Origin of the sequence: Algisphaera agarilytica (assembly GCF_014207595.1) — a bacterium.
Taxonomy (GTDB): Bacteria; Planctomycetota; Phycisphaerae; order Phycisphaerales; family Phycisphaeraceae; genus Algisphaera; species Algisphaera agarilytica.
Genome location: NZ_JACHGY010000001.1, coordinates 1,279,408 through 1,293,959, shown reverse-complemented (window position 1 = coordinate 1,293,959; position 14,552 = coordinate 1,279,408). Strand labels below are relative to the sequence as shown.

Genomic DNA, 14,552 nt, shown 5'->3' with positions numbered 1-14,552 from the left:
ATTTGATTCTGGAGGTGAGTGATGAATCAGAAGTTCTTTGTTTTGGGCGTTGCTATCGCTGTGTTTGCGGTTCCCGTGTTCGTCGCGGGGCCTGAAGCGAATGCAGAGTCAGCCTTCAGCACCGTCTCTGCACTTCCCGACTTGATTCTCGATGACTTTTCGGATGTCGAAGACCCCGCCGCCTTACCACTGGTTTCGTTTGTTGCAAACCCCGCAGGAATCCTGGGTGAAGACGGGCTGTCGTCAACCATCGCTGGGCACCGTACGACCACGGTGTCTGCACTAATTAGCACCGGAAATCAGGGACAGGTCAGTTTGGATATCGACCCCAGCCAAGGCCGCCTGATCGTGTCCTCAACGGAAGAGGTTACGCCGCTCGGCGGTGTGGTTTGGTTTGATTCCACAATGGCCAGCATCGCGCTGGACATGACGCAATATGAATACCTTGCGGTGGACTACGTCGACAGCTCGGGAGACCTGCGACTCTTCCCGGTGTTGTACAACTCGGATGTCAATGAGAACCCGCTTGAGCAAATCCAAATCGAATCGACCCTGCCCGCGGGGCGTGGGACCCGATACTTCTCGCTTCCAGAGGTTTTGGAGCAAGCGGAAACCACCAACCCCGATTTTGATCCGACCATCGTCGATGCCATCCTTCTCGGGTTCCAGGGGCTTTCGGCAGCGAGGTCTTTTTCACTCGAAAAGGTCTATCTCACCAACACGCTCTCGCTTCTCGGCGACTACAACGGCAACGGGGTGGTGGACGCAGCGGACTACACGGTGTGGCAAGACAGCTTCGGCTCAACCACCCAGCTCGACGCGGACGGCAACGGCAACAGCGTCGTGGACGCGGCCGACTATACGGTCTGGCAGGACCGCTTCGGCGCGACGACGGGAGGGGGCCCTGCCCCGATCACGGTGATCCCTGAGCCGGCTTCGCTGGCCATGACGGTGATGGCGGCAGGGCTTGTGGGTTGGCGGCGACGACGGCCGATGTGAGTCACGCGAGGTTGCTTGCCCCAGCGTCATGCGAGGATTGCCCGATTATTAACGCAGTTTGGGCGTTGACACGTCCGGGGTGGGATACGCATACTGGGACTGGATGATGTGATACCGGGAGCGTTATGTTGTTTGTGGTTTCCGGAAACGAAATGATTGGCCGGGGATGAATGGGGTCGAGGTTGTGATAATCGGCGGGGGTGGCTTGGCCGCTCCGCCCGGAAATAGATATTTGAGATTGGAGATGTGATGAAACGGATCTGGGCTGGGATGGGTGTTGCGGTGATGTGTGTGTCGGCTTGGGTCGCGCCAGCGAAGGCGGTGGACCGCGATCCGTCGTCGTTTGTCTGGTTGTTCTCCGACACCGGGTATGCCGCGCAGGGTACCGGGTTGGCGATGTCGCGGGGCAAGGCTTGGCCGGTGGTGTTTGGCACCTCGGATACCTTTACCTTGCGGCCGACCAGCGGCGGAACGTTTGGCGGCTTCTGGAGCGATGTAGCGGCACCGCTCGGGTTTGGTCCGATCCGCACGGCGTCTTCCTCGAACGGTTCGGTCGCTGGCGTGAACTTTTTCGGGAATAACAACGGCGGTTATATCGTCGGGCCGACGGGGACCAGCACCACCCTCAGCAGCGGCATCGTGGCGGTCGACTACACGGCCAGCGGGGTATTGGTCACCGCAACCGAAAACTCGGTCAACGGGTTTGTCTACGACGGGCAGTTCGGCATCCAAGACATCGCGGTTTCGCCGTTCGGCGACGGGGGGGTTCTGCGCAACGGGGAGTTCTACTCGACGCTGACCAACGATGCGATCAGCCTGACGTTTGCGACCGGAACCACCTACACCGGGTTGGGCTCTCTGGTCTTCGACGCGCAGGGGCGGCCCCACGTCGTGGACCGCGAGGGCAACGCCTTCAGCTTCGAGACCAACGCGGGCGGTTGGTCGGCGACAAGCCTGGGCACCGTCGGCAACACCAACTCGCGGCTGCCGATTGCCGCCGACTCGACCGGCACCGTGGGCACCGCCTACGTGAACAACAACTCGGAACTGATCTACGCCTACTGGACCGCCTCGGCGGGCTGGCAGTCGACGCTGGTCGCACTCAACGCGGACCAGGGTTTTCAGATCGGTTTGGATTTCGATTACGAAGACCTGCCGGTCATCTCCTACGTGGATCTGAACTCCGGCAACGTGGTCGTGGCCTACGACCCCATCGCGGTGCCCGAGCCGTCGGTGGCGGTGGTATGCGGCTTGATGAGTGGTTTGCTGCTGCGTCGTCGTGTGGCTTCGATGAATTGAATCGCGGGTTGAAGACGACCATGCGCGGGAGAACGCAGTTTGTTGTTGCGTAGCCGAAATCTTGGGATCGCTGCCGGAGTCGTTGGGCTGCTGGGTCTGTTCGGCCCGGCGGTGTCGGCACAGGTGTGGGGCAGCCGAGTGGTGAGCTCGACGCTGGACGCCGGTTCGTTTGCGTCGCCGATCGAGGTGTTGATCTCGCCGATCGACGACCCCGCGGTGGGCTATGTCGAAAGCGGTGGGCCCCGGATTACCTACGTGGATCCCGCTGCGGGTGGGACCAACACCACCAGCGTCTACCCGGCCAATATCGTGGGCTACACCACGTTTGCCGCGGACCCGTTTGGGAACTTCGCGGCGGCGACGTCCGGGCCGAGCGGATCGCCTTTTCCGATCTTCGCCACCGAGTCGACTGCCGCGGGCATCGAATTCGACTTCCTGCCCAACAGCCAGCCCGACCTCGGGTCGCGTCTATCGACCGTCGTCTTGGATCGCCGGGGGATCCCGTTGGTTGTCGGGCGTCCGGCATCCAACGCGGAGAACTACATCCTGACCCGGTTCGATGTGCCCCGGACCGAATGGGTGACCACCACGGTGGCCAGCGGGTTTGGCCAACCGCTCTCCGCGGATATCACCACCGAGGCGATCTACACGCGTGACGACCGCTTGGCGCTGGCTTCCGTCAACGGCTCGACGCAGTCCAGCAATTTTGAGCTATTGATCGAACAGCCTGATGCGAGTTACTTCCGCATCGCAACCAACGCCCTCGGCGGGCGGAGCGTGGGGCCATCGCTCAGCGCGTTCGGCGAAGACGGCGTGGCGTTCGCCTTCGAACCCGACGACGGTGTGGTGTGGGTGGGCTTGTTTGAAGGCGGCCTGTTGAGCTACGAAACGGTGCATTCCCAGGGCAGCGGTCCGCGAGCGGTGATGCCCGGTAGCCTTGCGCTCAATCCTGTTACGGGCGCGTTGGCGCTGGCCTATCTCGACAACGATCAGCTGGTTTTTGCCGAGCGCCAGGGAACCGACGACTGGACCAGCACCTCGCTGGGCTTCACTGGCGAGCGGGCCGGCTTGGGGTTTGATCAAGCGGGCAACCCGTACATCGCGTTGGCCGATGCGAACGAACTGCTGCTGCTCTCCCCCACGTTTACGCTGGAGTTGCTCGCAGGCGACTACAACGGCAACGGCGTGGTGGATGCCGCGGACTACACGGTCTGGCAAGACAGCTTCGGCTCGACCACCGACCTGGCCGCCGATGGCAACGGCAACGGCGTGGTGGACGCGGCGGACTACACGGTCTGGCAAGACAACTTCGGCAACACCAACCTCGGCATTAACACGCTGTCCATCATCCCCGAGCCCTCTTCTTTGGCGTTGCTCGGGGTGGGGCTGATCGGGCTGCGGCGTCGGCGTAGATGAGTGCTGCTGGATGCGGAAAAATCTTGATCCCGGGGTGGGCTACATTTAGACTCGGTTTTCGCGTGGCTTGATCCTCAAGCGCACTTCATATCAGGCACAGCTTGGTTCAAATCGGTTCTTTTGGAAGGGCCTTGTGATGCTGAATGGCTGGGTATCGGCTGGACGTTCGCGGTATTGGTTTTCGCTGGGAGCGCTGCTGCTGGCGGGCGGCTTGGCCCGTCCGGCGGCGGCGGAGATCCAGGGCTTATCGCTCGTCGCGAGCCTGCCCGCGCAGGACGCCTCGGCGGTGTTTGCGACCCACGCCTCCGGGTATGTGGACCGCATGTTCGTGGTCGATCAACGCGGGCGGATCGAAACCCTGGACCTGAACCTCGGCAGCTTCGGCGCGACGCCGTTCCTCGACATCCGCACCCTCATCGACGACACCGCGCCCGAGCAGGGCCTGCTCGGGCTCGCCTTCGACCCCAACTTCCATAACAACGGCTACTTCTATGTGAACTACACCTACGACCCCGGCCCCGGCCTGGACCGCACCCGCATCGATCGCTTCCAGGTCACCAACCCAGGCGTCGACCTGACCGTCGATGCCGCCACCCGCTCGCCCGTCCTCGAGTTCGAGCAAGACTTCCGCAACCACAACGGCGGATGGATCGGCTTCAGCCCCACCGACAACTACCTCTACATCGCCAGCGGCGACGGCGGCTCGGGCAACGACCCCAACAACCGCGCCCAAAGCCTCAACACCCTGCTCGGCAAGATGCTCCGCATCGACCCGTCCGGCGATGATTTCGCCACCGACAGCATCGCCAACTACGCCATCCCCCAAGACAACCCCTTTGTCGGCGACAGCAACGCCCGCGACGAGATCTGGGCCTACGGCCTTCGCAACCCCTGGCGCGACAGCTTCGACCGAGCAACCGGCGACCTCTGGATCGGCGACGTCGGACAAGAAGCCCGCGAAGAAATCAACGTCCAACGCGACGGCCAGGGCGGCGCCAACTTCGGCTGGCGGCTCCGCGAAGGCGACATCGCCACGCCCACCGGCGGCGTGGGCGGACCCGAACCCCCGGACCACGTCGGCCCCGCCTACGACTACCCCTCCAACGGCGTCGGAGACTTCGGCGGTAACTCGACCGTCGGCGGCTACGTCTACCGCGGACCCGACCCCGACCTCCAGGGCCTCTACTTCTTCGGCGACTCCTTCCCCCGACAAATCTGGACCTTCGACCCCGCCGACCCCGACGGCACCGTCCAAAACATCGAAAGCCTCTTCGGCACAGATCTCAACGCGCTGGGCACCCTCGTCTCCTTCGGCGAAGACCGCGAAGGCAACCTCTACATGCTCGACCTCGACGGCGACATCTTCCGCATCGACACCGACATCCCCATCACGCTGGCCGGTGATTACAACGGCAACGGCATCGTCGACGCCGCCGACTACACCGTCTGGCAGGACAGCTTCGGCTCCACCTTCGATCTTGAGGCGGACGGCAACGGCAATGGGGTGATTGACGCGGCCGACTACACGGTGTGGCAGGACAACTTCGGCAACACGCTGCCGGTCGGGGGCTCGTCGTTGACGATCATCCCCGAGCCCGCGTCGTTGGCTTGGGTTGTGGTGGGGCTGGGTGTGCTGATCTCAAGTCAACGCCGAGGCGTTTGAGTGCGGCTGAGTTCTGTTTCGCTTCCGCCAACGGACCGGCACGCACCACAGGCTCAGCAACACCAACCCGCCGAAGAGCGAGTAGGCGAGGATAAAGACCCAGGGGTCGGCATCGATGAACAGGAGATTGCCCAGCCAGTAGGCGACGAAGGTTTCGTCGTAGGTCTGTTGTCCCGCTGCGCGGCGGAGCTGCATCTCCCACGTGGTCAGGGGGCAGATGATGCCCAGCCAGGCCTGGCCGACGATCACGGCGATGGTGAGCAGATGGATGCCGCGGAACCAGCGGTTGCGGACCCATTGCCATTTCAACGCCCCGCCCAGCAGTGAGAGCAGCAGCCCGAGGATGACAAAGAGCACCACCGCGATGTGCAGCAGCAACATCGCGTCAGCGGCCAGTCGAGCCCATGCAGCGGAGTCCATCGTTCTCGATTATCCCGCGTCGCGATCGACGTGTCGTTTTGAATCCAAGGGCAGCTCGGGATGGGGCCGACGTCGGGTGGTGAGATAGAGGCTGACGCCCAGCGTGAAGATCAGCGACATCGAGCTGATGATGCAGAAGGTGCTGTCATCGTCGTCGTCATCATCGTCCTCGTCTTTGCGGTCGTCTGCGGGTTCGGTCTTGGACGTCAGGGTCGTCGAAAGCACCCAGGACGGACTGGCCAAACCACTGGAAGGGGCAAACGCCAGAAGCAGCAAGGCCAGGATCGTGGCGACGAGGGGGCGTCGGAGGGAAGTCAGAGAGTGGGCCATGCCCGATTTTACGTGACGGGGTGGGATTTGTTGCGGGTTTCCGGTGGGGCATGGGCAGAGTGATCGATGGTCATTCGTCAGGCGCGAGGCATCGAGATTGGCCCGGCATCGCGGTGCTGGCCGACATATAACCACATGGCGACCGCTGAACGACATCCGCGAACCCGAGGGGCTGCTTCCCTGCTGCTGATGGCGGCGTTGGGGCTGTCTTGGGCGGGTTCGGGGTGCACGACGGCGGGGCGGCTGTCATCGCTGCTGCCCGATGAGGTCGCCGAGCCCATGGAAGAGGTGCTGCCGATCGGCATCGCCGAGACGCTGGCGGTGCTCGAGCCTTTCTCCATCGTGCGACGTCTGGATCAGGGGCTGACCTACATCGAGATCGACGAGCAGACCCACCGGGTCCGCGGGGCGTGGTTCAGCGTGAATCAGGGGCCCTGGACGACCGCGGCGACGCTGAATCGCGGCGACCAGGTCGATGTGACCTACACACGGGAAAACTCAGCGGGCACCACGAGTTACGTCTTCTACGGCCCAACCACCGGCGGATTCATCCGGATGGTCGAGACCCGCTGGTATTACGACGGCTACCCCGAGGAACGTCGATCGCTTCGGGTTCGGCCGTACGAGATCCAACGGCAGGCGTTCGTTTCTCGCTAAGTCTTTTATTATTAGTGGTTTTTGGCGGTCTCTGGCGAATTTTTCGCGACGGCGGTTCGCGTGAGAGGCAAAGAATGCCGGTCGGGCCGTGATGCACTCCTCCAGGCACCACGGCCCGAGAGGGGCCGACATCCTGCTCTCCCTTTCCTCAATCTCCCCGGGTTCTCCCCCCATCTCTCCGGCGGGGAAGGTAGTCCAATAATGTGACCGGCCGATGGCTTTGACGTGAGAGCTCTGTTAATCCACAACGCCTCGCCCCGTTGAGTTGGGGATGAACGGTGGACGAGTGGGGGAGTATCGAGTGCTTCGCCAATGTACTTGGGTTAAACCCGTACCCGGTCAACACCGATAAGTCGGATGTGATCAGGAGAAAACCGTGACTCTCGCATTTCCGCATCCCGCCAACCAAGACGACTTCGACGAAGGCCTGCCCGGTGGTGAATTCGACACCGCACGGCTGTGGGTGTCGGATCAGCAGTGGATGACCATCCTCGAACGGGTGGAACGCGGGACCGAGGAGGCCGACGGGCCCTACACCCCGGACTACGCTGGCGGCGAAAGCGATGCCTCCAGCCACCGCGAGCACGCCCGCCACGCGGTGAGTTTCCGTTGCATGATCCGACTGGCTCCGCCGGATAACCCGGATGCGGACCACGGCACCTACGTCGTGCACAGCCGAAACATCTCCACGGGGGGCATGGGGTTCGTCCACGACCAGGAACTGCATACCGGCACCCGCTGCACCGTGGCTCTGCAGCCCATGCAGGGCAAGGGCATGATCGTGCCGGCCCGCGTCGCGTGGTGTCGCGCGATCCCGCGTGAACTCGAAGACCTCACGACCTACGACATCGGCGTTCAGTTCGACCGCCCGATCGATATCAGCCCCTTCGTCCCCGCGGCCTGATTCAAGACTTAGTCCAGTTTGACCCATCACGCGGCGCGACGCCGCGTGCTGTTCTGTTCACCCGCATCCGGTAGCAGCGATTCTTATCGGCGGTCGGCCCGCGGCGGGCCGGTGGGATTACGCGGGTGGTGGGGGTTGTGATGCGTTGTGAAGAAGGGGGGATACCCAGCTTATCTCGCCTCGTTAACCGGTCGATACATCCGAAGTACGGATTACCTGCGCGGGGTATGCGCCCCACCACACGCAGCGCAGTCCGCTGATGTTTGGCCCTTTGACTATCAACCCCGAGGCGACGACGCATGGAACTCGACACGATCTTGAAAACGGCACTTGATTTGGGTTCGTCCGACATCCACCTGGTGTCCGGCCACCCGCCCATGGCCCGCGTCCACACCACCATGACGCCGCTCGACTACCCCGTCATCACCCCCGAGGGCGCGATGCGGATGCTCAAGAGCATGTGCACCGAAGACCAGATGCGCGTCTTCGACAAGATCAAAGACTCGGACTTCTCTTACGAAATCCCCGGCCTCGGCCGTTTCCGGGTGAACGCCCACAGCCAACGCGGCAGCGTGGGTATCGCCCTGCGTGCGATCAAGACCGAGATCCCCCCGCTGGCCGACCTGAACCTGCCCGACGTGATCAGCCGTCTGACCTACCTGCCCCGCGGCCTGGTGCTCGTCACCGGCGACACCGGTTCGGGTAAGTCGACCACGCTCGCCGCGATGATCGACGCGATGAACAAGCGTTACCACAAGCACATCATCACGCTCGAAGACCCCGTCGAATACGCCATGATCTCCGACAAGTGCTGCATCGAGCAGCGTGAGCTCGGGATGGACACGCCGTCGTTCGCTTCGGGTCTGCGTCACGTCCTGCGTCAAGACCCCGACATCATCCTCGTCGGTGAGATGCGTGACCTGGAAACCACCGCCGCCGCGATCACCGCTGCGGAAACCGGCCACTTGGTCTTCTCGACCCTGCACACCGTCAACGCTTCGCACACCGTTGAGCGGATCATCGATATGTATCCCGCCGACCAGCAGAACCAGATCCGTTCGATGCTGGCCAACACGCTGCAGGCCGTGGTCTCGCAGACGCTGTTCCGCCGGATCGACAAGAAGGGCATGGTCCCCGCGGTCGAGACGATGCTGTGTACCCCCGCGGTGCGCAACCTCATCCGCGAGAACCGCGCGTTCGAGATTCCCAACGTCATCGAAACCAACCGTCAGCTGGGCATGAACAGCCTGGACAACGCGATCGCCGAGCTGTTCTTCAACGGCATGATCAGCCGCGAAGACGCCATCGCTCAGGCGGCGTACCCCGAGAAGCTGGAACGTGCCCTGGTGGCGTGATCGAGGAGTTTTCCGTGAGCCCTGGGCTTCGCCCGGGGACGGTGATGCAAGAGAGAGGCCTCCGGACAAAGCCCGGAGCTAAAGGGACGAAGGAATATGCCCAACTACCGATACCAAATGCGAACCAGTGGTGGCGAGACCACCGTCGGCACTCTCGCGGCCGAGAACGCCATGGCCGCGGCTCAGATGCTGCGGAGCCAGGGCAACACCGTTCTGCAGCTCACGCCCGTGAACAGCGGCGGCAGCAGCCGGGACTGGAAAGAAACGCTTAAGGCGCTGAACTACTCGTCCGGCCCGTCCGCCAAGGACGTGCTGAACTTCACCAGCCAGCTCGCGGTCATGATCCGGGCCGGCATCTCGCTCCGCGCCGCCCTCGAAGGCATCGCCGAGCAAACCGAAAACGCCAAGTTCAAACAGATCCTGTACCAGATCAAGCAGGATGTGGAGTCCGGCAAGCCGTTCTCCGAATCGCTGGCCAAGCACCCCAAGCTGTTCGGCCCGCTGTACGTCAACATGGTCCGCGCCTCGGAAATGTCCGGCTCGTTCAGCCAGATGCTCGACCGGATCGCCGCGTACCTCGCCCAGCAGATCGAGACCCGCTCGATGGTCATCGGCGCGATGATCTACCCGGCGGTGATCGGCGGCATGGCGATCGCCGTCACCGTGTTCCTGCTGACCTTCGTGCTGCCCCGCTTCGCCGCGGTGTTTGAAGGCAAGGAGTCGGCGATGCCCGGCCCGACGATCTTCCTCATGGCGTTGTCGGAATTCATGGTGGTCTGGTGGTGGGCGGTCCTGCTGGCACTGATCGTGCTGGTGTTGATCGGCTTCTTCATCAGCAAGACCGAGCCCGGCGGCTGGTGGTTCGACCAGCTCAAGCTCAAGTTCCCCATCTTCGAAAAGATGTTCAACGCGCTGTACATCAGCCGCTCGCTGCACACCATGGGCGAGCTGATCAACGCGGGTGTCCCGATGCTGGACACGCTTGCGATCACCGGCGAGATCAGCGGCAACCGCATGTTCCGCCGGATGTGGCGCAACGTCTACAGCTCGGTGAAGCAAGGTAAGAAAATCGCGCAGCCCCTGTACAAGGGCAAGCTGCTGCCCAAGGCCGTGATCCAGATGATCGCGGCGGGTGAAGAGTCCGGCAAACTCGGCGAAGTGCTCGACGAGGTCTCGGAGTTCTACGCCCGGCGGCTCAAGGAAACCATCAAGACCGTCACCAGCATGATCGAGCCCATCATGATCATCATCATGGGTTCGGTCGTCGGCTTCATCGCCATGGCGATCATCCTGCCGATCTTCAAGCTCTCGACGCTCGTGAAGTGATCGGGCGATCGAAGCGGTCGTGAGGTTTGGACGGGTTGTAGGGCCGACGCTTCGTGCGACTGGATTTGCCTGGCCCCGGTACGGATTGGTTGATTGAAACAATAGCGCTATGAAGAATCACCAGATCACCAAATCGCAAACTCGCCCAATCCGCCGCTGCGCGGCGGCCGGCTTCACGCTGATCGAAGCGGCGCTGACGATGGTCATCGTCGGTGTGGGCGTGCTCGCGATGGTGTCGGCCCAGCAGGCTTACCACATCAAGAACGACTGGGCCCAACGCACCGGCACCGCGCAGATGCTCGCCAACGAGATCCGCGAGCTCACGCTGACCCTGCCGCACCACGACCCGATCACCGGCGCCGCCAACCTCGGCCCCGAATCGAACGAAGAAAGCAGCACGCCCAATCCGCAGAACGACGTGGCCAACTACGACGACCTGGATGACTTCGCCGGCACCGTGACCGGCGCAGGTTATGGCAGCGGCGTCACCTTTAACCCGCCGATCAACGGGCTGCGGCTCCCGGTCGATGGCCTGGACCAGTGGTCGCAGGTGGTCACCGTCGAGAACGTCTTCCCAGACAACCTGGTGGCCGGGCCCACCGACATCCAGCCGCTCGGTTCGACCGCCATGATGCGGGTGAACGTCACGATCAACTATCAGCAAGACTCCACGGCGCCCACCGAGACCATCACCACCATGACCTGGATCGTCGCGCAGTGAATGGGAGTATTTGGCGATTTCGTCTTTGGGCGATATCGCGATTGAATTGAAACATAGGTGGAGGCGGCCACTTACGAGATCAACGATGACTGGAATCACCAAATCACGAAATCGCTACATCGCTCAATTGCCCAACCCGCGTGAACGCGGCGTCACGGCGGTTCTGGCGATGCTGTTTCTCATGATCTTCGGCAGCCTCGCTGCGGCGATGGCGATCGTTTCGCAGGGCAACCTCCGCACCGCCGACAGCCACCTCAAGATCAACCGCTCGATGGCCGCCGCCGAGACCGGCATGGACCTGATGGTCTACCGGCTCGACCAGGTCACCCAGGGCGACCCCGACGACCTGCTGACCTTCCCCGGGGTGTACACCACCGAGGGCCTGATCCACGCGGGCAACTTCTATGACGTGAACGGCAACGCCTACGACATGTGGGCGGGCCCTCTCGCCGACAGCAGCCCCGGTATCGCTGAGCGGCTGGCCGACGCCCTGGCGGGTGAATTGAACTTTGCGTCTTCGGGCAACCCGTACGTGGACACCACGTCGCTCGGCGTGGACGCGTTTAACCGGCCGATCCATCAGCTGGTGGTGCCCGCTGTGCAGATCGGGCCGGGCGCACCGTCGTTCTCCGCCACGATGACCCCGCACGAACTCCCGTTGGGCCTCCAGCCCTCGACGCTGGGTTACGACGACCCGTTCTACGACCGGCTGCCTTACGGCCCGCCCGGCGGCAACCCCAACGGGACCGCCGAGGAACAGGCCGATTACCGCCGCGACATGGCGATCAAGGACGAGGCCGGCATCGACTTCATCGTGTCGGAAACCGTCGGTTACGACAGCTTCTTCGAGTTGGACACCAAGCCGCTGGACGCCCGGTTTATCCGGGTGAAGGTGACGGCGTTCGACGGTGACCTGAACAACCAGATCACCGACGCCGAGCTGCAATCGCGCCGCCGGGTCTACCGCTCGATCTCGATGGACTTCCGTCTGGACAAGACGGTTCCCTACGCCGTGCTGTCGCGCAGCCGGATCATGATCGGCCGCAACGTGCAGATCAAGGGCAACGTTGGCTCGCGTTTCACCGAGACCGACAAGCTCAACGGCCACCCCATCCAGGTGCAGTCGGACTTCATCGGCCTGACCGACAACCTCGATTCGATCCTCAGCCCGCCGAACTCGGCCTACCCCTCGGGTGGCACGTTCCACAACGAACTGGTGGTGAACGATATCAACGGCGACAACCGCTTGGACACCCGCAACGCCCTGGAGATCCAGGACTGGCCCGGCGGCGAGGCCGCCGCGATCCTCGCGGATAAAGACGGCGACGGATATCTCACCGATTTCGACTTCTTCCTGGCCGAGTTCGATACCGACACCATTGATGGACGCGTGACTGCCGGGGAATTCACCGGCGGGGTCGACTCGTCCAGCGCGAACACCGCCGCTCAGCTCTTCGAGATGATGGACACCAGCGGTGACGAATTCCGCTACGGCTACAACGACGGCTTCATCGACGGCGATGACCTCTACTCCAAGATCCGCGGCCAGGTCTCGCTCAAGGCGACCGCGTCCGACTGGAACGACGGGTTGAGCTCCTGGGGCGACACGGGCGGCAGCACCACGCCCGAGTACAAAGACTTCCTCCAGGGCGCGATCAAGCCTGACTACGGCGAAGCCCCGCTGACCACGGCGGATGCCGCGCTGGATGTTCACAGCTTCGACCAACACAGCTTCGACACCAAGAGCTTTGCCGACCTGGCCACGGTGACCGTGGAATCGCAGAAGGGCGTGGACAACGGAGCCTTTACCGCTTCGGAGAGCACCACGTTCGAGGAAGTGCCCTACGGCGCGGCCTATCCGTACGACTACTACGACCGCCCGGTCTACGAAAACATGGTGTTTCAGAACACCCGTATCCCGCTGGGCACCAACGCGCTGTTCAAGAACTGCCGGTTCGTCGGCGTGACCTTCATCGAGGTTAGCCCGGACAACGACGACGAGAACTTCAACTACGTCGGCATGCAAGAGTCCAGCGGCATCCCCAAGCACCCCGACTACAGCGCCAGCGTCGGCGGCACGACCGTGGATGATACGAAGCCCTACGGCAACAACATCCGTTTCGACGACTGCACCTTTGAGGGCCCGATCGTCAGCGGCGCGCCCGACGGTTCGCAGCCGGCCCAGTTCACGCACGTCCGCAACAAGGTCACCTTCACGGGCAACACCGCGTTCGATTTCGACAAGGCCCCATCGGATGACGAAGTCCGGCTGTACAAGCGCAGCTCGCTCTTGCTGCCGCACGTCTCGGTGGAGATGGGCTCGTTCCAGGAAGGCGACAGCAGCGAAGAAACGCTGGAACTTTCCGGTGCGGTGGTTGCGGGTCTGATCGACATGCGTGGTCAGATCGAGGTGCGTGGCACATTGATCACGACGTTTGAACCCATCAGCGGCGTGGCCCCGGTGAAGGGCGGCACCGCGCCGCAATTCAACACGACCCTGGGCTACTTCTCGCAGGGCCAGGGCGACCTCGAGGCCGACCTGCCCAGCGGCGGCCTGGGCAAAATCAAATTGATCTACGACCCGACGCTGGCGTTACCCGACGGCATCGACGGCCCGCTGGAACTGCGTCCGCTGATTCAGACCTACCACGAAAGCGGTCAGTAAGTACGTGGAGATCGGATGGGTCTAGGGAAACCGAATCCTCTCCGAACCCGATCCGCATAGAGGATTGACATGATGAATCCGAAATCCCAAATCCGAAATCCCAAGTCAGCCCGCGCCCGCGGCCTATCGCTGGTCGAGATGCTGGTGGCGCTGGCCATCAGCGCGATGCTGCTGACCGCGACGATGGTCGCGATCGACGCGTCGTTCAAGTCGTACGCTATCGCGGCGGAATCGGCTTCGACCCAGACCTCTACGCGGATGGTCATCAACCGGGTGTTGACGTTGGTCCGCACCAACGAGGCGCACGGCCCGCTGCGGGTGTCGGATGCGCTGACCGGCGAGACCGTGACCGTGAGCGGCGACATCGTCACGAGCAGCTACCTCCAGCTCATCGATGGGAACCGCGACACACTGACCATCAGCTACGACGAGGTCAACGACCTGTTGATGCTGACCCGCGAGCCCTACAGCGGCGCGACGCCGACGACCCAGCCGATCATCGGTGGGGTTACCGAGTGCACCTTCCAACTCGCCCGCCGGTTGACCAACGACGGTGTACTGGTGCTCGAGCGGGGGAGCATCGACTTCACGGTTGAGGCCGACGACGACGCCAGCCTGGACTTGGAGGTCGGCGACATCCCTCCGGTGCGCGTGATCGCTTCGACCAAGCCCCGCCGATTGAATTGATCAGCCACAACAAGGTCGATCCTGCCATCGAGGCGGTGCGTACCGCCGCGCCAAAACGGTTATTTTACCGGGTTGGTTAGATTCGCTCGCATCCCGTATCAATCCGCACA

Annotated in this window: 13 protein-coding genes; 11 read left to right on the top strand and 2 right to left on the bottom strand. The window is 62.8% G+C overall.

Features of this window, described 5'->3' with window-relative positions; genetic code table 11:
• Nucleotides 1-21: 21 nt before the first annotated feature.
• The 4 genes from HNQ40_RS05525 (at nt 22) to HNQ40_RS05510 (ending at nt 5,377) form a co-directional block, all read left to right on the top strand.
• Entirely contained in the window at nt 22-999 is a 978-nt protein-coding gene (locus tag HNQ40_RS05525) for a PEP-CTERM sorting domain-containing protein (protein ID WP_184676882.1), read from the top strand.
• A 249-nt stretch (nt 1,000-1,248) separates the two neighbouring features.
• Nucleotides 1,249-2,298 carry a hypothetical protein gene (locus HNQ40_RS05520; RefSeq protein WP_184676881.1) on the top strand — a complete coding sequence of 350 codons (1,050 nt, stop codon included), beginning with the start codon at nt 1,249-1,251 and terminating at the stop codon, nt 2,296-2,298.
• Between the two features lie 42 nt (nt 2,299-2,340).
• On the top strand, nt 2,341-3,714 hold the full coding sequence (locus HNQ40_RS05515) for a PEP-CTERM sorting domain-containing protein (RefSeq protein ID WP_184676880.1): 1,374 nt from the start codon (nt 2,341-2,343) through the stop codon (nt 3,712-3,714).
• Between the two features lie 136 nt (nt 3,715-3,850).
• Nucleotides 3,851-5,377 carry a PQQ-dependent sugar dehydrogenase gene (locus HNQ40_RS05510; protein WP_184676879.1) on the top strand — a complete coding sequence of 509 codons (1,527 nt, stop codon included), beginning with the start codon at nt 3,851-3,853 and terminating at the stop codon, nt 5,375-5,377.
• Here HNQ40_RS05510 and HNQ40_RS05505 read toward each other — a convergent pair.
• The gene (locus tag HNQ40_RS05505) at nt 5,354-5,797 is read right to left on the bottom strand and encodes a DUF2784 domain-containing protein (RefSeq protein ID WP_184676878.1); all 444 of its coding nucleotides are present in this window, start codon (nt 5,795-5,797) and stop codon (nt 5,354-5,356) included. The two genes, HNQ40_RS05510 and HNQ40_RS05505, sit on opposite strands and share 24 nt — an antisense overlap.
• A 9-nt stretch (nt 5,798-5,806) precedes the next feature.
• Nucleotides 5,807-6,127, bottom strand: a complete 321-nt coding sequence (locus HNQ40_RS05500; protein ID WP_184676877.1) for a hypothetical protein — start codon at nt 6,125-6,127, stop codon at nt 5,807-5,809.
• A 135-nt stretch (nt 6,128-6,262) separates the two neighbouring features.
• Here HNQ40_RS05500 and HNQ40_RS05495 point away from each other — a divergent pair, with 135 nt between their 5' ends.
• The 7 genes from HNQ40_RS05495 to HNQ40_RS05465 all read left to right on the top strand — a co-directional run bounded on the left by HNQ40_RS05495 (nt 6,263) and on the right by HNQ40_RS05465 (nt 14,442).
• A complete protein-coding gene (locus HNQ40_RS05495) occupies nt 6,263-6,784 on the top strand; it encodes a hypothetical protein (RefSeq protein WP_184676876.1) in 522 nt (173 codons plus the stop codon).
• A 376-nt stretch (nt 6,785-7,160) separates the two neighbouring features.
• Nucleotides 7,161-7,688: a PilZ domain-containing protein gene (locus tag HNQ40_RS18240; protein ID WP_184676875.1), complete on the top strand. Its 528-nt coding sequence runs from the start codon at nt 7,161-7,163 to the stop codon at nt 7,686-7,688.
• A 299-nt stretch (nt 7,689-7,987) separates the two neighbouring features.
• Nucleotides 7,988-9,043, top strand: a complete 1,056-nt coding sequence (locus HNQ40_RS05485; protein ID WP_184676874.1) for a type IV pilus twitching motility protein PilT — start codon at nt 7,988-7,990, stop codon at nt 9,041-9,043.
• Between the two features lie 117 nt (nt 9,044-9,160).
• Nucleotides 9,161-10,369: a type II secretion system F family protein gene (locus HNQ40_RS05480; RefSeq protein WP_184676873.1), complete on the top strand. Its 1,209-nt coding sequence runs from the start codon at nt 9,161-9,163 to the stop codon at nt 10,367-10,369.
• A 109-nt stretch (nt 10,370-10,478) separates the two neighbouring features.
• Entirely contained in the window at nt 10,479-11,090 is a 612-nt protein-coding gene (locus HNQ40_RS05475; protein WP_184676872.1) for a type IV pilus modification PilV family protein, read from the top strand.
• A gap of 85 nt (nt 11,091-11,175) precedes the next feature.
• Nucleotides 11,176-13,755, top strand: coding sequence for a hypothetical protein (locus HNQ40_RS05470; RefSeq protein ID WP_184676871.1), 2,580 nt, complete (start codon nt 11,176-11,178; stop codon nt 13,753-13,755).
• Between the two features lie 72 nt (nt 13,756-13,827).
• Nucleotides 13,828-14,442, top strand: a complete 615-nt coding sequence (locus tag HNQ40_RS05465; RefSeq protein ID WP_184676870.1) for a PulJ/GspJ family protein — start codon at nt 13,828-13,830, stop codon at nt 14,440-14,442.
• Nucleotides 14,443-14,552: the final 110 nt, after the last annotated feature.